This window comes from Streptomyces sp. NPDC005151, assembly GCF_053599875.1.
The window spans coordinates 24,724-40,754 of the sequence record NZ_JBSFYR010000072.1 but is presented as its reverse complement, the minus strand read 5'-3'; the positions used below and the strand labels follow the sequence as shown (position 1 = coordinate 40,754).

17 protein-coding genes and 2 pseudogenes are annotated in these 16,031 nt (G+C 68.7%); 15 read left to right on the top strand and 4 right to left on the bottom strand.

Annotation, left to right across the window (positions count from 1 at the left end; all coding sequences use genetic code 11):
* Positions 1–205: 205 nt before the first annotated feature.
* Together ACWD6R_RS29785 and ACWD6R_RS29780 are read right to left on the bottom strand one after the other, a co-directional pair.
* The gene (locus tag ACWD6R_RS29785; RefSeq protein ID WP_451821515.1) at positions 206–1,156 is read right to left on the bottom strand and encodes an SRPBCC family protein; all 951 of its coding nucleotides are present in this window, start codon (positions 1,154–1,156) and stop codon (positions 206–208) included.
* Between the two features lie 4 nt (positions 1,157–1,160).
* The gene (locus ACWD6R_RS29780; protein ID WP_451821514.1) at positions 1,161–2,018 is read right to left on the bottom strand and encodes a histone protein; all 858 of its coding nucleotides are present in this window, start codon (positions 2,016–2,018) and stop codon (positions 1,161–1,163) included.
* Positions 2,019–2,172: 154 nt separating this feature from the next.
* On the opposite strand from ACWD6R_RS29780, the gene ACWD6R_RS29775 reads away from it, so the two are divergent.
* Genes ACWD6R_RS29775 through ACWD6R_RS29740 form a run of 8 tightly spaced genes read left to right on the top strand, consistent with a single transcriptional unit; the run spans position 2,173 to position 5,847 of the window.
* Positions 2,173–2,466, top strand: a complete 294-nt coding sequence (locus ACWD6R_RS29775; RefSeq protein ID WP_451821513.1) for a gas vesicle protein GvpO — start codon at positions 2,173–2,175, stop codon at positions 2,464–2,466.
* Positions 2,467–2,498: 32 nt separating this feature from the next.
* Entirely contained in the window at positions 2,499–2,987 is a 489-nt protein-coding gene (locus ACWD6R_RS29770; protein ID WP_451821512.1) for a gas vesicle structural protein GvpA, read from the top strand.
* Positions 2,988–2,990: 3 nt separating this feature from the next.
* Entirely contained in the window at positions 2,991–3,704 is a 714-nt protein-coding gene (locus ACWD6R_RS29765; RefSeq protein ID WP_451821511.1) for a GvpL/GvpF family gas vesicle protein, read from the top strand.
* A gap of 10 nt (positions 3,705–3,714) precedes the next feature.
* Positions 3,715–3,975 (top strand): gas vesicle protein GvpG, encoded by a 261-nt coding sequence (locus tag ACWD6R_RS29760; RefSeq protein ID WP_451821510.1) that lies wholly within the window; start codon positions 3,715–3,717, stop codon positions 3,973–3,975.
* Positions 3,976–3,983: 8 nt separating this feature from the next.
* Positions 3,984–4,427, top strand: coding sequence for a gas vesicle protein (locus ACWD6R_RS29755; RefSeq protein ID WP_451821520.1), 444 nt, complete (start codon positions 3,984–3,986; stop codon positions 4,425–4,427).
* Entirely contained in the window at positions 4,420–5,241 is an 822-nt protein-coding gene (locus ACWD6R_RS29750) for a GvpL/GvpF family gas vesicle protein (protein ID WP_451821509.1), read from the top strand. The genes ACWD6R_RS29755 and ACWD6R_RS29750 overlap by 8 nt, the downstream gene beginning before the upstream one ends.
* Positions 5,238–5,450 carry a gas vesicle protein gene (locus tag ACWD6R_RS29745; protein WP_451821508.1) on the top strand — a complete coding sequence of 71 codons (213 nt, stop codon included), beginning with the start codon at positions 5,238–5,240 and terminating at the stop codon, positions 5,448–5,450. The genes ACWD6R_RS29750 and ACWD6R_RS29745 overlap by 4 nt, the downstream gene beginning before the upstream one ends.
* Complete coding sequence (locus ACWD6R_RS29740; protein WP_451821507.1) at positions 5,440–5,847, top strand: gas vesicle protein K; 408 nt, start codon at positions 5,440–5,442, stop codon at positions 5,845–5,847. The genes ACWD6R_RS29745 and ACWD6R_RS29740 overlap by 11 nt, the downstream gene beginning before the upstream one ends.
* Here the strand turns inward: ACWD6R_RS29740 and ACWD6R_RS29735 are convergent.
* A complete protein-coding gene (locus tag ACWD6R_RS29735; RefSeq protein WP_451821506.1) occupies positions 5,798–6,139 on the bottom strand; it encodes a hypothetical protein in 342 nt (113 codons plus the stop codon). The two genes, ACWD6R_RS29740 and ACWD6R_RS29735, sit on opposite strands and share 50 nt — an antisense overlap.
* Before the next feature lie 453 nt (positions 6,140–6,592).
* Between ACWD6R_RS29735 and dhaK the strand changes: the two genes are divergently transcribed.
* From dhaK to ACWD6R_RS29720, 3 genes are read left to right on the top strand one after another with little or no spacing between them, the layout of a single operon-like run.
* Complete coding sequence (gene dhaK / locus ACWD6R_RS29730; protein WP_451821505.1) at positions 6,593–7,585, top strand: dihydroxyacetone kinase subunit DhaK; 993 nt, start codon at positions 6,593–6,595, stop codon at positions 7,583–7,585.
* Positions 7,586–7,633: 48 nt separating this feature from the next.
* Entirely contained in the window at positions 7,634–8,248 is a 615-nt protein-coding gene (gene dhaL / locus ACWD6R_RS29725; protein WP_451821504.1) for a dihydroxyacetone kinase subunit DhaL, read from the top strand.
* Complete coding sequence (locus tag ACWD6R_RS29720) at positions 8,245–8,655, top strand: PTS-dependent dihydroxyacetone kinase phosphotransferase subunit DhaM (RefSeq protein WP_451821503.1); 411 nt, start codon at positions 8,245–8,247, stop codon at positions 8,653–8,655. Before dhaL ends, ACWD6R_RS29720 begins: the two co-directional genes overlap by 4 nt.
* Positions 8,656–8,781: 126 nt before the next feature.
* On the opposite strand, the gene ACWD6R_RS29715 is transcribed toward ACWD6R_RS29720, so the two are convergent.
* Positions 8,782–12,210 (bottom strand): phosphodiester glycosidase family protein, encoded by a 3,429-nt coding sequence (locus ACWD6R_RS29715; RefSeq protein ID WP_451821502.1) that lies wholly within the window; start codon positions 12,208–12,210, stop codon positions 8,782–8,784.
* Between the two features lie 332 nt (positions 12,211–12,542).
* Here ACWD6R_RS29715 and ACWD6R_RS29710 point away from each other — a divergent pair.
* From ACWD6R_RS29710 to ACWD6R_RS29695, 4 genes and pseudogenes are all read left to right on the top strand, one after another.
* Positions 12,543–12,924 (top strand): annotated as a pseudogene (locus ACWD6R_RS29710) (hypothetical protein); the annotation flags it as partial.
* A gap of 60 nt (positions 12,925–12,984) precedes the next feature.
* Entirely contained in the window at positions 12,985–13,158 is a 174-nt protein-coding gene (locus ACWD6R_RS29705) for a hypothetical protein (protein ID WP_451821522.1), read from the top strand.
* A 109-nt stretch (positions 13,159–13,267) separates the two neighbouring features.
* Positions 13,268–13,450, top strand: a pseudogene (locus ACWD6R_RS29700) (IS5/IS1182 family transposase); the annotation flags it as partial.
* 334 nt (positions 13,451–13,784) lie between these two features.
* Complete coding sequence (locus tag ACWD6R_RS29695) at positions 13,785–15,986, top strand: M4 family metallopeptidase (RefSeq protein WP_451821519.1); 2,202 nt, start codon at positions 13,785–13,787, stop codon at positions 15,984–15,986.
* Positions 15,987–16,031: the final 45 nt, after the last annotated feature.

The window sequence follows — 16,031 nt, the reverse complement described above, 5'->3', positions numbered from 1 at the left end:
AGCAGGAAATCCGCACCGTCCAACAGGCATGGGCCGCCGCCAGCACCAACGCCGCCGCGTGAGACCCCAGACCTGTCAGAACGTCGAAAGTCGAGTACGTCACCGCGAATCGCCAAAAGATAGCGGGGAGGACCAGCAGGTGCGTCTGCTGCGGATGCTTTCGGGACCATCTCTGCGGCTACCACACATGGGGGCGACGAAAGCGTCACTCCTCCTCGTCTCCCTCCTCGTCTCCCTCGGCTTCCTCCTCGTCTTCCTCCTCGTCTTCCTCCTCGTCCCCCTCGGCCTCCTCCTCGTCCCCCTCGGCCTCCTCCTCGTATTCGTCTTCGTCCTCCAGTGCCTCTTCATGGGTGCGGACCACTTCACCGTCGCGGATTTCTCCGCGCCATCCCTCGACCTCTCCGTCTGCGAAGGTGACGTAGCGCGCAAAATGCTTGAAGTCCAGGCGGAGGCGCCGCCCTTGGGCCCGCCAGAGGTTGCCGGTCTTCTCGAAGAGGCCAGAGGGGTAGTACTCGACTACGAGCACAATTCGCGTCAGAGCGGGAGCCAGTTCATGAAAGCTGACGCAGCCGCGAGTCGTTCCTTTGGCACCCTCGGATGTCCAGATGATGCGCTCGTCCGGCACCTGTTCCTGGACTGTGGCCTTCCAACCACGCGTCGAGGGACCGACCTTGAGCTTCCAGTCGCTGTCACCCTCGTCGTGCCTCGACACACTGCGGACGCCTTTGGTGAACGTGCTGAACTTCTCGTACTGAGTCCAGTAGTCATACGCAGTCCGGAGCGGTATGCCTACGTCGAGAACTTCGAGGATGTTCATGGATTTGCCACCCCCGGACTTGCCTCCGCCACCTCCCTTACCCACGACGTCCCCCACCTTTCCCATCACGGTGTCCTTCAGCCCCTTGGCCTTTGAGCCCACAAGAGCCTTCATGATCCCGCCGCCGGCCTTCATGATCCCGCCGCCGGAGAGCACGTTGGAGAGCCCGCCCCCGTTCGCGGCGACGTCGAACAACTGGTCAGTGAGATCGGCGAGTTTGTCGCCGGCTTTGCCCGCAAGCTGCTCGACCTCAGCACCGAGGTAGTCGACCAACTCGTCGCGAAGGAGTTCCATACCCGAGGCTTCCCCGCCGCCGGAGTCACGATCTGTCCTGGCCATCGCTCTACCTCCGCCGTGCGGTCGTCTTCTTGGCGGCAGCCTTCTTCGCCGTAGCCTTCCTGGCGGGCGCCTTCTTCGCAGGGGCCTTCTTCGCGGGCGCCTCCCTCGCGGGCGCCTTCTTCGCGGGCGCCTTCTTCGCGGGCGCCTTCTTCGCAGGGGCCTTCTTCGCGGGCGCCTTCTTCGCAGGGGCCTTCTTCGCGGGCGCCTTCTTCGCAGGCGCCTTCTTCGCAGGGGCCTTCTTCGCAGGTGGGGCAGCCTTCCTGGCGGGCTTCCTCTCGGGCCTCTCGGCAGCCCTCTTCCGGGGTGCAGGCCGAGGGGCGGCCTTCTTGGCAGGCGCTCGGCGGCGGCGCCGCGGTGCTTCCTCTTCCGGCTCTTCCTCTTCCTCGCCCCGCAGCTCTTCCTCCTCCTCGGGCTCTTCCTCCTCCTCGGGCTCTTCCTCCTCCTCGGGCTCTTCCTCCTCCTCGGGCTCTTCCTCCTCCTCGGGCTCTTCCTCCTCTTCCTCTTCCTCGCCCCGCAGCTCTTCCTCCTCGGGCTCTTCCTCACCCTTCGCACCACCGAGGCGAAGCCTGCGATCGTGGAGCGAGCCCGCCAGATCCGCAAGACGTCGGTCCACCGTTGAGGCGAGTGCCTGACGTCCCGCGTCCAGCAGTTCGCCCCGCACCTGTTCATTCAGCTCGGCGACTTGCGGAACGTCCTTGAGCCTGCGCAGGCCTTCTGTGGCCAGTTGCTGCGGATCGAGCCCGAAGCGCCGCCCGGCGATGTAAGTCGCCATAGCGAAGGCGAGCCGTCCCTTCTTCGCGCGTCCGAGCACGTATCCACCCGCGACCGCGGCGGCGAGTGCGATCTTGGTCGTGTCGTTCATGAACTGATCCCTCCGGCAAAGACCATTGAGAAGGAGAGCGGGACCCGGCGGGTCGCGGTGATACCGCCCGCACCAAATGTCAACTATCCCCCATATATGATGAAATTGTAGGTGCGCGCGTGGAGTGGCGCCCCCTCCGCATCGGAGACCGACCATGACCGCAGCAGAACCCGCCAAGCGGCGGTCCAGGACCAAACCGGCATCAGCCATGCGCGCCGCAGCAGAACAGCTGCAAGAGCTGCTCGGACGCCCTCCTGAATCGGTGTCGGCCCTGAAGCCGACAGAAGACGGATGGGAGGCCGATGTGGAGGTGCTGGAGCTGGAGCGCATCCCTGAGACCACCAGCGTGATGGCCACCTACCGCGTAACACTGGACAAGGAAGGCGATCTGGTGGCCTACGAACGAAAACGTCGTTACACCCGTGGACAAATCGACCGACGGGGCTGAGAAACACAGGCCGGCCGGTGAAGGGAGGCACCATGACGGTGGTGCCGCAAAGCGGTGGCAGCGTATCGAGAGGCGGCGGTGGCAGCAGCCTCTACGACGTCCTGGAACTCATTCTTGACCGCGGGCTCGTTATCGACGTCTTCGTCCGTGTGTCACTGGTCGGGATCGAGATTCTGAAGATCGATGCCCGCATCGTCGTGGCCAGCGTCGATACGTACTTGCGCTTCGCCGAAGCCTGCAACCGCCTCGACCTCGAGTCGGGGAGCAAGCAGCCCGCGCAGCTGACGGACATAGTCGGGAACACACTCGAGAGCGGCGCTCGTGGCAAGTCCAAGGGAGCCCTCACCGGCGCTGTGGAAGCCGTGACCGACACCCTCAAGGGTGGACTGGGAAGCGGTGACGAGGACGCGGAGGAGGACGAGGAGACCGAAGAGAAGGAGAAGCGCAAGGAACCCGTGGAGAGGCGACGACGGCCGACGCGGAGGCCCACGCGACGCACGAGGGAACGCGAGGGGGAGTGAGCCATGGCGGTATACGTCTACTCCATCGCCGGCGAAAAGCATCCGCTCCGCCTCGACGGTGTTACCGGGATCGGAGAACCGCCCTCGAAGCTGCGCACGGTCACCGAGGGGTCACTGCGCGCAGTGGTCAGTGATGCGCCGGACGACCTGCGCCCCAAGCGCCGCGACCTCACCGCACATCAGGAGGTCCAGAACCGTCTCATGGCGGACGGTTCCGTTCTGCCCTTGAGATTCGGCCTCACAGCAGAGGACGACGAAACTGTGCGGGCCGCACTGGAGGCGCGCGCCACCGAGTACGTGGACAGGCTTCAGGCGCTGGAAGGTTGCACCGAATACCACCTGAAGGTGTCGCAGGACGAGGAAGCCCTCCTACGCCAGATCCTCAAAGACTCGACCGAGGCCCGGGAGCTCAACGACGAAATCCGCAGCGGCGCCGCCGGCCCCGACACCCCGCTCGTGCTGGGCGAGCTGGTCGCAAGGGAAGTACAGGCGCGCCAGGACGCGCTGGCCACAGGCGTGGTCGAAGCGCTACGTCCGTTTGCCCGGGATCAGGAGACCTCGCAGCCGACCGGCAGCGATTTCCTCAGCGCCTCGTTCCTGGTAGCCGAGGACCAGGACGAACTCTTCCTCACCACGGAGTTGAGCCTCGCCAACCAGATGGGGGACGAGTTCCAATTCCGGCTCCACGGCCCCCTGCCCCCGTACAGCTTTGTCTGAAGGACATCCGATGGGCCTGTTCACTCAGATCGTGACCCTCCCGCTGGCACCTGTTCGCGGTGTCGGCTGGGTGGTGGACCGCGTCCTTGAAGCAGCCGAGAACGAGTACTACGACCCCACACCCGTGCAGCAGGATCTCGCCGCGCTCGAAGCGGATCTCCTCGCCGGGCGCATCGACGAGGAGACGTTCGACCGGAGAGAGGACGAGCTGCTCGACCGGCTGGAGGAGATCAGGGCGTACTGGCAAGGAAGTTCGAGGCCAGGGCCGTGACGGACCCCATGGCCAACCGGCTCGGCTCATACCCCTCCAGGGCAGCGCCGCCGTACGCTCAGGGGTCGTCCGCGAACCTCGCCGACATCCTTGAGCGTGTGCTGGACAAGGGCATCGTCATCGCGGGCGACATCCAGATCAATCTGCTCGACATCGAGCTGTTGACCATCAAACTCCGACTGTTGGTCGCCTCCGTCGACAAGGCGAAGGAAATGGGCATCGACTGGTGGGAGCACGATCCCGCGCTCTCGTCCCGTGCCCATGGGGAGCGGTCCCTCGCCGAGGAGAACAAGCGTCTCCGGGCCGAGATCGACGCGCTGCGGCGAAGCGGGGGCCTTCCCGAGAGCCAGGAGGTCCCCGGGGTCGATGCGGCACTCAGGGGCGAGGCCCTCCCGGAAGGCAAGCAGGAACCCAGGACCAGCCGCCGCGGAAAGAAGGCGCGCGATGACTGAGCGCGTCACCTATGCCTATGCGGTCGCCCGTAACACTGGCGGGCTGGAGGAGGCCGCGGCCGCGCTCACCGGTGTGGCCGGTGCGCCGGTCCATCTCGTGGGAGGTACACGCGGTGACGAGCTGGTGCTCGCAGTGAGCGGGGTGTCCTCACAGGATTTTCAGGAGGACGCTCTCAAGGCCCATCTCGAAGATCTGGCGTGGCTGGAGGCGGTCGCCCGCGCCCATCACGGGGTGATCGAGGCGCTGTCCGCCCGCACTACGGTCCTCCCGCTGCGGCTCGCGACCGTGTACCTCGACGACGAGCGAGCCCGGAGCGTCCTGGACGCCGAGTGGCATGCCTTCGCGGACCGCCTCTCCTGCCTTACCGCGCATGTCGAATGGGGGGTCAAGATCTACGTGGAGCCATCTGCCCAACCCGTCGCGCCCGGTCCCAGATCGGCAGCCGCGAACGACCTCACTCCGGGACGCGCCTATCTCCGTACCCGCAAGGCACAGCAGAGTGTGCGCGACGACGTCTACCGAGCGGCGCAGAGGGCGGCGGAACGGGTCGAGGCCGCAGGACACAAGTATGCTGTCGACCGCGCCAGGCACCGGGTGCAGCAGGGCGAGCTGGCCACCGATCCGGGCGAGAACGTCGTCAACGACGCATATCTCGTGCCCCTTGACCATGCCGAGGAGTTCCGCACCGAGGTGAGTAGCGCCGCCGACGGAATTCCCGGGGTGCGGGTCCAGATCACCGGCCCCTGGGCTCCGTACTCCTTCGCGATGCCACCGGCCGCACCCGGTGACGCGGCGGAAGGCGCATGTTCATGACCACGCCCCGTCGCTCTTCAGAGGTGGAGCCTCTGGCGAGCCGCCAGGTCGCCCTGGTCGACCTGCTGGACCGGCTGCTCAGCGGCGGTGTGGTCCTCACCGGTGATGTGGTGCTGTCCATCGCCGACATCGATCTCGTACGCATTTCGCTCCGCGCCCTCATCATGTCCATTCGTACATCGCCGCCCGGGAGCGACAATGGCGAGTGAGGAGCCCCAGGACGCCGGGCGTCGGCTCGAGGAGGTCGCGGACGCCGCGACCCGCGCTTTCCGGCTGCTGCCGGCCGCTCCGCGCGACCTTCCCGCGCCCGGCGGGACCGGCCGGCCCCGGCCTCACCGGATCAGCACTGACCCCGACAACGTGGAACGAGACCTCGTCAAACTCGTCCTCACCCTGGTCGAGCTGCTGCGTCAGCTCATGGAGCGGCAGGCACTGCACCGGGTCGACCAAGGAGATCTCACCGAGGAGCAGGAGGAACGGCTGGGGGCGACACTGCTGGTCCTGCACGATCGTATGAACGACCTCTGCGTCCAGCACGGACTGACCATGGACGACCTCAACCTCGACCTCGGACCGCTGGGGACGCTGCTGCCACCCCCGGAATGAGCCGGCTCCGCTCCATGGCCACAAGGAAACTGTCGTCGGTCAGCCTCAGTCGACACGGTGCGGCCGGGTGCGTTCCGCCCACGGTCATGTGACCGGGGCGGTGTCGGCGCAGCTGGGCCAGCAGCCACCACAGGGCAAGCAGGACGGTGGGGGCCCATCTCTGGTAGATGTCCAGGCCGACGGCGAGTACGAGGAGGCCGCCGCCCAGCAGCACCACCTCCGGTCGGGCCGAGGAACTGCCCGTTGCCGACAGCTCCACCGACGGGGTGGTGGCCTCGCCCGTGCTGTGCACCATCACAGCCTGTCGCGCCACCGCCAGGGGCGCAGATGGATGAGCCAGTCACCACGGCTCGCCATCGCTCCCGCAATACCGGCAGCCGGCCGACTCGGCTGGCTCGGACGTGCGCCTCACCGCGCCCTGTAATCGGGCCTCGAGGTGCAGCGCCCTGCCGCCACCAATCCCGCCAGTGGCATAGCCGACGGGACGCACCGATCGCCGCGGTCTGTGATCGTCGGCCCAAACCGCCGATACTACTGAGGGCGCTGTGTCTGCACCTGCAAACCGGTCGAACCCGGCCAGCCACCTGACACTCCGTCATGAAAGTCAGCATTGGGTCAGCATCAGTACCGCCACCCACCGCTGCCGAAGGCCGACAACCGCCCAGATCTACAACTCACGACACGCACTCTGACCAGGAAAGACACCGGACAGAGCCACATCTGCCAGCGTCGCCAGGAGACACGTATGAGGATGCTGATCAACGTCCCCGAGACCGTCGTCGCGGACGCCCTGCGCGGCATCGCCGCCGCCCATCCCGAGCTGACTGTGGATGTGGACAACCGTGTCGTCGTACGGCGTGACGCGCCCGTCGCCGGAAAGGTGGGGCTCGTCTCCGGGGGCGGATCCGGTCACGAGCCGTTGCATGCCGGGTTCGTCGGGCCCGGCATGCTGTCCGCAGCCTGTCCCGGGGAAGTGTTCACGTCGCCCGTTCCGGACCAGATGGTGCGCGCCGCCGCCGCTGTCGACAGTGGTGCGGGGGTGCTGTTCGTCGTCAAGAACTACACCGGCGACGTGCTGAACTTCGAGATGGCCGCCGAGCTCGCCGAGGACGAGGGCGTGCAGATCGCCAAGGTGCTCGTCAACGACGACGTGGCGGTGACGGACAGTCTGTTCACGGCGGGGCGGCGGGGCACGGGGGCGACGTTGTTCGTCGAGAAGATCGCCGGGGCGGCGGCCGAGGAGGGTGCACCGCTGGAGCGGGTGGCGGCCATCGGCCGGCAGGTGAACGAGGCGTCGCGGAGTTTCGGGGTGGCGCTGAGCTCCGTCACCACCCCGGCCAAGGGCTCTCCCACTTTCGATCTGTCGCCGGGCGAGCTCGAACTGGGTATCGGCATCCACGGCGAGCCGGGGCGGGAGCGGCGTCCGATGATGACGTCGGGGGAGATCGCGGACTTCGCGGTGGACGCGATTCTGGAGGATCTGCGGCCGGACAATCCGGTGCTCCTGCTGGTCAACGGGATGGGGGCGACGCCGCTGCTGGAGCTGTACGGGTTCAATGCCGAGGTGCAGCGGGTGCTGTCCGAGCGGCATGTCGTCGTGGCTCGTACGCTCGTGGGGAACTATGTGACCTCGCTCGACATGGCGGGCTGTTCGGTGACGCTCTGCCAGGTGGACGAGGAGCTGCTGCGGCTCTGGGACGCGCCGGTCGAGACGCCCGCGCTCCGCTGGGGCCGTTGAACAGAGCCCGTACGCCCATGACGTTGTTCCAGGGACAAGGAGATCCATGTGCTCGACGCCGACTTCTTCCGCCGGTGGATGGCCACAGCCGCGGCCGCTTTGGACCGTGAGGCGGACCGCCTCACAGAACTCGACTCGGCGATCGGGGACGCCGATCACGGCAGCAATATGCGGCGCGGATTCGCCGCGGTGACCGCGGTACTGGAGAAGGAGGACCCGCAGACGCCTGGGGCCGTACTGACGCTTGCGGGGCGGCAGTTGATCTCGACGGTCGGCGGGGCGTCGGGGCCGTTGTACGGGACACTCCTGCGGCGTACGGGAAAGGTGCTGGGCTATGCGCCCACCGTGACGGATCAACAGCTGGCCGAGGCGTTCACCGAGGGTGTCGCCGCCGTGGGGCAGCTGGGCGGTGCGCAGGCCGGGGACAAGACGATGCTCGACGCGCTGCTGCCGGGCGTGGAAGCGCTCGGCACGTCGTACGCCGCTGCCCGGGACGCGGCCGATGCGGGTGCGACCGCGACCGTGCCGATGCAGGCGCGCAAGGGCCGGGCCAGCTATCTGGGTGAGCGCAGCATCGGGCATCAGGATCCGGGTGCGACGTCGTCCGCACTGCTGATCGCCACGCTGGCGGAGTCGTACGAGCGCAGTGGAGGCGGCTCGTGAGCGAGGAGAAGCAGGTAGGGATCGTGCTGGTGTCGCACAGCGGGCCGGTGGCCGAGGCGGTGGCCGAGCTGGCCAAGGGGCTGGCAGCCGGTGGTGCGACGGCGCCCGTGGCCGCGGCCGGCGGTACGCCGTCGGGTGCGCTCGGAACCAGTGCGGAGCTCATCGCCGAGGCGGCCCGGAAGGTCGACGGCGGCGTGGGCATCGCGGTGCTGGTCGACCTGGGCAGTGCGGTGCTCACAGTCAAAGCAATGCTGGCCGAGGGAGACGAACTGCCGGACGGGGCACGGCTGGTGGACGCGCCGTTCCTGGAGGGCGCGGTCGCCGCACTGGTCACGGCGTCGGCGGGCGGTGATCTTGCCGCGGTGGAGGCCGCGGCGACGGAGGCGTACGGCTACCGCAAGCTGTAACGGCCTCCCCCGCGACAGGGAGTGGGCTCCCTACCGCGGGGGAGGCTGTCAGTGACCGGAAGTACGGGGTCCCGCGCCCGGTTCGTGGAACCGGGCGCGGGACCGCCGTGTGGTGCGCGTGTTCCGTCAGGCTGCCGAGGCGGTGCCCGCCGCGGCGATCCGGATCCGGGTCAGCTGCGTCGTGCCGTTGACCGTCACCGCGAGCGTGATCGTGCCCGGCCGAAGCGCCGTGAGGGTGCCGGTGGACGGGTCGAAGACCACCGTGTGCCGGTGCCGGGCACTGTCCCGGTCGCCGATGTGGACGTTCGGTGACCCGGTCCAGTCGGCGGCCAGCGGGACCGCGACCGGGACGCTGCGGGCGCCCTGGGTGACGGTCGCCGTGATCTTCGCTGTGTCTCCCGCGCCGAGCACGGACGGGGCGTCCAGTGTCAGCGTGTCGACATGCGCCCGGGTCTGCACCGAGACCCAGTCGGGCGCGCCCTTCCACGGCTTCTCCCGCGCGGCAGCCTGTTCGCCGGGCGAGACGTGGTCCGCGCCGACGAGGGACCAGCCGGTGAAGCCTCCCTCGTCCGCCGGTCCGGCCGGTGCCTTCCCGGAGTTGCCGTTGATCAGATACGGCACGCCGTCGACGTGCGAGGCGTGGAAGACCCCGACATGGCTGCCGATGAATGCGGCGCCCTTGCCCGACGTACGGCGGAAGTCGGCGAGCCACTGTTCGACCAGGGCCGCCTCCTTGCGGTCCCCGAGCTGGCTGCCCTTCTGAACGGTCGGATCGCGCGGCGGAACGTGCTCGATCATCATCACCGAGTCGACGTCAGGGTCCTTCGCCGCCGCGTCGAGCTGGGCGCGCACCTCCTTGATCTGGGCGAAGCCTCCGCCGCGCAGGGTGAGGCTGGAGGTGTCGAGCGTGATGATCCGGGTGCCCTTGTGGTCGAACGTCCGCTGGGCGGGACCGAATTGGGTGATGAAGTTGTCGATCTTCCCGCCCATCACTTCGTGGTTGCCGGGCACGTAGTACCAGGGCAGGGAGTCGCCGAGTTCCTCGGTCAGGATCTGGCGCGCGAAGGCGAGGTCCGCGGGTGATCCCTCGTCGACGAGGTCGCCGTTGATGACCAGGAAGTCGGGCCGTGCCGCTTTGATCTCGCGCAGGGTGCGCCGCGCCTGGGTGACGATGGCGCTGCCGGGGTCGCGGGCGACGAACTGGGCGTCCGACATCACCGCGAACTGCCAGTCCCGGGCTTCGGTGACCGCGGCCGGATCGATCAACGGGTCAGTGGTCACGGCCTGTTCGGGCAGGTCGACGGTGGGCGGCACCTGGGCGGTGAGGTCGTCGATGACGATCCCACCGGTGTACTGCTGGGCGGCCGCCGTCTCGGCGAGGTAGAAGCGGTACACGCTGAGCGGCATGGCCACGCCCGCCGGCACGGCGAAGGTGACCTGCCGCCAGCCGGTCCAGGTGACGTACGGTCCGCGGAGCAACTGGTCGGAGCCCGCAGCGTCCTTGAGGTGCAGCGTCGGCCAGGCGCCCTTGCCGTCGCCCTTGATCCAGAGCTTGAACGACTGTGGCTGTCCGGGCACGGTGACCGGCCGGGGCGGGGCGGCGTACGCGGCGCGCGTCGCGGTCGACTGGGTGAAGTCGTACGTGAGTCCGAGTCCGGTGCCGGTGTGGCCGTCGGGGGTGGCGGAGAGGGATCCGCTCGCCCGGGCCTGGCTGAACTTCCAGGACCCGGCGTCGTCGAAGTCGGAGACCGCCTGCTCGGTGAGGCCGACGCTGACGGCGAGGACGGTGGTGGTGCCCGCGACGGTCGCCTTGATCTGTCCGGCGCCGCTGCCCGTGCGTGAGGTGACGGTGAAATTGCCCTTGCCGTCGTCGCGGATGTCGAAGAGCGCGTGGTCGTAGTCGAGGGTGACGTCGCGGGGTTCGACGGGGGCGCTGGTGCCGTGCGCGTCGAGTCCGACGATGCCGAAGGTACCGGTGGCTTCGGCGTTCGCGAGACCCACCCGCTGTGTGGTCGGCTCGATCCGGGCCAGCCTGTCGAGGACGGTCAGTGCGGTGCTGCCGCGGGCGGATCCCAGTTCGGCGCGCGCCTCCGTGGTGCCGCTGTGGCGTGCGGTGAAGAGCCCGTTGCCGTCGACCGTACCGACGTTGTTGCGGGCGGTGTGCCAGTGCGGGATGCCGGTGGCCGGGCCGTACGTCTCGTCGTATCCGATCGCGCTGAGGCGGCGGGTGAGTCCGGGGAAGACCCGCTCGGGGTGGCCGCCCTTGACGGGGTCGACGCCCGGTGCTGTACCGGCCGGGGTGCGGGTCTCGACCCAGAAGCCCTTGAGGCGGCCGCTGCCGTCGGGGGCGGTGAGGGCGAGGCCGTTGGGGACGGTGCGCTCGGTGCCGTCGGACGGGCTGTTCTCCACCTGCAGGGCGTCGCTGCCGGGCACGCGGGCGACGAGGGTCGAGGAGCCGCCGCCGTCCAGGTTGAGTGCGCTGTACGAGCCTGCCCGCCGCATCATCCGGCCGAGTTCGGTGAGTGTGACACCGCCGCTGTCGGCCTGCCGGCCGTCGATGGTGAGGATCTGCATCGTGCTGCCGTCCCGGGAGAAGCCGACGGCGGTGCGCGGGGCGGCGGTGTTGTTGCCCTCTCCGTCGTGGTTCTGTGCGACGCCGTCGACGACGAGGAGTTCCCGGCCGCCGACGGCGGTGCGGGGTACGTCTCCGCTGTCGGTGCGTGCCCGGTAGGTCAGCGACACGGGGTCGCCCGGCTGGAGCGACGTGAGTGCGGCGGCTCCGGCCTCGCGTCCGACGAGGACCGTGGTGTCGTCGGGAACTGCGCCGGAGCCGGGGGTGTCCGACACGGAGACGACCTTGCCGTCGCGTACGACCGCTTCGGCGACGGGAGTCGCCTTGTCGACAGTGAGTGCACGGTCGGCGATCCCCCAGGCCGGGGTGTAGGCGCCCACTCCCCCGCTCGGCACATTGGCGGCATTGTACGCGGCGAGCGGCCGCTGCCCGGAGGGCAGGGTGAGTGTGCCCTCGAAGTACAGGTTCAGGATGCGGCCCGCGCTGCCCGGGCCGATGCCGACCGCCCGGTTGACTCCGGGGGCGGGTGACTGGACGGGCACGCCGTCCTTGATTCCGACGCCTTCGGGCGCACCCGTCTGGTTGATGTCGAAGAAGTCGGCGTTGATCGCGGCGACGGTCCGGCGGCCGGGGCCCGCGTCGTGCCCGGCGGCGAGTTGCGAGACCGTGCGCCGGCCGGAGACCTTGCCGGTGGAGAGGTAGTCGGCCTGCACGCCACTGCCGTCGAGGTCGACGGAGAGGGAGTCGACCCGCAGCCACTTGTCGGATTCGAGCCGGTCGTACGAGCTGAGGCGGACTCCGGGGGCGATCGGGCGCGAGGTGCGGGCGGTCTCGATGCCGTCGCCGTCCACGACGGATCGGGAGTCGCCTGCCGCATGGCTCGCCGACGGCGGGGCGACGGGTCTGAGGACTTCGGCGGAGTTACGGGGACGGGGGTCGGGGGTCGAATCGGCGACGGCAGGGGCGATGGCTCCCACCGTCATCGCGGACACCGTCGCGAGGAGCACGAGCGGACGCGTTGCTTTGCCGACTATGCCAGGGCCCACAAATCCTCCTGGAATGGCGATGGTTGCGCGGGCAGTAAGCGCTGTCGTCGGACAGCATGGCCGCGCATAACGCCACGCACCAGGGGGCCTCGGGAACCTCAGGGGAAACAGGGTGCGGCGAGTCGATGACGCACGTGATCACTGGGAAGACTTGACGGCAACACCGTTGCGTTTGAGCCTTGAGTCGCAGGTCAAGCCCTGGTGAATGACGCACCGGGACGTCCTGATAGATCAGCTTGTGTCGAGCAAGAAGATCATCGGGAGTCCCGTTGCAGGAGAAGTCTGTCATCACGCGCACGGTCGAGGCGGCGCTGCTGTCCGAGCACGTGGACAGCCACCCGCTGGGCTGCCACAACCCGCGCATCGCGGACCGCGTCGTGTTCGACCACGTGATCGCCGCCCTCGTGCACGGCTCCGGCTACAAGCGTGTCGCCGGCCCTGGGTGCTCGGATCGCGCCATCCGACGCCGAGTCACGTACTGGTCCCGGCTGGGGACAACCGAGCAGCTGCACGCCCTGGCATTGCAGGCGTACGGCCGAATGATCGGCCTTGAACTGGACGAGTTGTCCATGGACGGCTGCATCACCAAGGCTCCCTGCGGCGGCGAGCCGCCGGGCGCTCCCAGTGGACCGGGGCAAGCAGGGACTGAACCTGGCGCTCGCGGTGGGCCTGGCGGCGGCGCTGCGTACAGGTGACAGACGGATCGCATCGGTGGCGCTGCTGGCGTCGCTGACCTTCTCGGTGAGCCATCTCGCTTTCCACGCGAGCCATTTGACGGGGCCGGACGCCGGCTCGGCAGTGGGTCTGCTGGTTGCACTGGGCTTGGGAGTGCTCCTGCCCGCGGGTCTGCTGCTGCTCAACCGCGAGGAACCGGCCCACCGATAGCACTCACCCCGAGCCGCATCACACGCCCGGCGCGAAGAGGTCCGCCTGGGCCGCGTCCCGCGCCGCGAGCAGCGCCCCCCGCAGCACCGCCGCGCCTCCCAGGGCCGCCGGGCGCAGTCACGCGTGGATGAACGACTTCGGCAAACTCCGACGCTGCACCGAGAAGCGCAGCCAGGTCGTCGACCTCTACCTCTACCTGTCCGCCACGATCGTCACGCTCCGTATGGTCATCCGCCGCGCCACCCCGCTCTACCGCTGGGACGGACGCCCGACCACCAAAAGGCTCAAGTGACGCCTACTGCCGGGTAGTCCAACGAACGCCACAGATCGATCAACGACGGAATTCGGCCAAGTTGGCGATGCGTACATGACGGGCCCCCGTCAAAGCTGGCACGCTTCCGTCCAGTCGCCGCAGAACACCCCTACAAACGCACGCGCACCACACGATGCGGCGATCACGTCGGACACCGTCCGACCCACTCGCACCTCCAGCTCTACCGGGCGGCAACACCCCGTCTGCCCGGCTGACTCCGGCCGTACACACCCGGCCGCTGCAGAAGGAGTTCCGTGTGACTCGATCCCCCCGTAAGGCCGTCGCCGCGAGCGCGTTGATAGCCGGCGCCGCGATGATCGCGGCTGTGCTGCCGTCCGGTGTCGCCACCGCCGGCACCACGAGCCAGGCCCCGGCCAAGGCCCAGGCCCGCGCCGACGCACTGCCGGTGCAGTTGTCGCCGTCGCAGCGCGCCGAGTTGCTGGCCTCGGCGAACGCGTCCCGGGCGGTGACCGCCAGGTCGCTGCACCTGGAGTCGCAGGAGGCGCTGATCGTCAAGTCCGTCCTGAAGGACGCGGACGGCAGCCTGCACACCCGCTACGAGCGGACCTTCGCCGGGCTGCCGGTGCTCGGCGGCGACTTGGTCGTCCACACCGCCGCGAACGGCTCCGCCAAGGGCGTCACCAAGGCCACCAACGCGACCATCACCGTCGCCTCCACCACCCCCGCCAAGAGCGCCGGCTCCGCGAAGACCTTCGCGCTGGGCCGCGCCAAGGCCAAGAAGGTCGCGAAGGCGACGGCCGGCACCGCCCGCAAGGTCGTCTGGGCCGCGTCCGGCACCCCGACCCTGGCCTGGGAGACGGTGGTCGGCGGCACCCAGGCCGACGGCACCCCCTCCGAGCTGCACGTCATCACCGACGCGAAGACCGGCAAAAAGCTGTTCGAGTACCAGGGCATCGAGACCGGCGTCGGCGACAGCATGTACTCCGGCCAGGTCACCATCGGCACCACGTCGGCCGACGGCAGCTACTCGATGACCGACGGCACCCGCGGCGGCCACAAGACCTACGACCTCAACGGCGGCAGCTCCGGCACCGGCACGCTGTTCACCGACCCGGACGACACCTGGGGCGACGGCGCCACCAGCAACCGGCAGACCGCCGGCGTGGACGCCGCCTACGGCGCCCAGCTCACCTGGGACTACTACAAGGATGTCCACGGCCGCAACGGCATCAAGAACGACGGCGTCGGCGCCTACTCACGCGTCCACTACGGCAACGCCTACGTCAACGCGTTCTGGTCCGACGCCTGCTTCTGCATGACCTACGGCGACGGCACGGGCAACACCAAGCCGCTCACCTCCATCGATGTCGGCGCCCACGAGATGACCCACGGCGTCACCTCCAACACCGCGGGCCTGATCTACCGCGGCGAGTCCGGCGGCCTCAACGAGGCCACCTCCGACATCTTTGCCGCCGCCGTCGAGTTCCACGCCGACAACGCCGACGACCCCGGCGACTACCTCGTCGGCGAGAAGATCGACATCCGCGGCAACGGCACCCCGCTGCGCTACATGGACAAGCCCTCCCAGGACGGCAAGTCCGCCGACGCCTGGTACTCCGGCCTCGGCTCCATCGACGTCCACTACTCCTCCGGCCCGGCCAACCACTGGTTCTACCTGGCCTCCGAGGGCAGCGGCGCCAAGACCGTCAACGGCGTGGACTACGACTCCCCGACCTCCGACGGCCTGCCGGTCACCGCGATCGGCCGGGACGCCGCCGCCAAGATCTGGTACAAGGCCCTCACCACCTACATGACCTCGTCCACCGACTACGCCGGCGCCCGCACCGCCACCCTCCAGGCCGCCGCCGACCTGTACGGGCTGGGCAGCGACACCTACATCAACGCCGCCAACGCCTGGGCCGCCATCAACGTCGGCCCCCGCATCGTCGACGGCATCCTGCTGACCAACCCCGGCGCCCAGACCAGCGCGGTCGACACCCCCGCCAGCCTCCAGATCCAGGCCACCAGCTTCAACCCCGGTACCCCCGTCTACTTCGCCGAGGGCCTCCCCGACGGCCTGACGCTCCACCCCGTCACCGGCCTCATCACCGGCACCCCCACCACGCCGGGCACCAGCAACGTCACCGTCACCGTCAGAAGCTCCAAGAACTCCACCACCACGGCGACCTTCACCTGGAAGGTCGCCAGGGGCATCGTCGAGAACACCACCAACGTGCCGATCCCGGACGCGGGCCCCGCGGTCTTCTCGGACATCGACGTCACCGGGCTCTCGGGCCAGGCGCCGAGCGACCTCAAGGTGGGCGTGGACATCAAGCACACCTGGCGCGGTGACCTGGTCATCGATCTGGTCGCCCCCGACGGCACGCTGTACCCGCTGAAGAAGAGCAACTTGTCCGACTCGGCCGACAACGTGATCGAAACCTACACGGTGGACGCCTCCAGCCAGGTCGCCAACGGCACCTGGAGGCTCCAGGTCCAGGACATGTACCGCGGCGACACGGGCTACATCGACAGCTGGAAGCTCATCTTCTAAGCTGAGCTTGATCTTTAAGAGCGTCCGGCAGTAGGCGCGCACCGG

Bases quoted from the DNA above. Each gene is read 5' to 3' on its own strand.
- ACWD6R_RS29785 (WP_451821515.1), bottom strand. From the start codon at position 1,156: ATGGCCAGGACAGATCGTGACTCCGGCGGCGGGGAAGCCTCGGGTATG.
- ACWD6R_RS29780 (WP_451821514.1), bottom strand. From the start codon at position 2,018: ATGAACGACACGACCAAGATCGCACTCGCCGCCGCGGTCGCGGGTGGA.
- ACWD6R_RS29775 (WP_451821513.1), top strand. From the start codon at position 2,173: ATGACCGCAGCAGAACCCGCCAAGCGGCGGTCCAGGACCAAACCGGCA.
- ACWD6R_RS29770 (WP_451821512.1), top strand. From the start codon at position 2,499: ATGACGGTGGTGCCGCAAAGCGGTGGCAGCGTATCGAGAGGCGGCGGT.
- ACWD6R_RS29765 (WP_451821511.1), top strand. From the start codon at position 2,991: ATGGCGGTATACGTCTACTCCATCGCCGGCGAAAAGCATCCGCTCCGC.
- ACWD6R_RS29760 (WP_451821510.1), top strand. From the start codon at position 3,715: ATGGGCCTGTTCACTCAGATCGTGACCCTCCCGCTGGCACCTGTTCGC.
- ACWD6R_RS29755 (WP_451821520.1), top strand. From the start codon at position 3,984: ATGGCCAACCGGCTCGGCTCATACCCCTCCAGGGCAGCGCCGCCGTAC.
- ACWD6R_RS29750 (WP_451821509.1), top strand. From the start codon at position 4,420: ATGACTGAGCGCGTCACCTATGCCTATGCGGTCGCCCGTAACACTGGC.
- ACWD6R_RS29745 (WP_451821508.1), top strand. From the start codon at position 5,238: ATGACCACGCCCCGTCGCTCTTCAGAGGTGGAGCCTCTGGCGAGCCGC.
- ACWD6R_RS29740 (WP_451821507.1), top strand. From the start codon at position 5,440: ATGGCGAGTGAGGAGCCCCAGGACGCCGGGCGTCGGCTCGAGGAGGTC.
- dhaK (WP_451821505.1), top strand. From the start codon at position 6,593: ATGAGGATGCTGATCAACGTCCCCGAGACCGTCGTCGCGGACGCCCTG.
- ACWD6R_RS29715 (WP_451821502.1), bottom strand. From the start codon at position 12,210: ATGACGGTGGGAGCCATCGCCCCTGCCGTCGCCGATTCGACCCCCGAC.
- ACWD6R_RS29695 (WP_451821519.1), top strand. From the start codon at position 13,785: ATGATCGCGGCTGTGCTGCCGTCCGGTGTCGCCACCGCCGGCACCACG.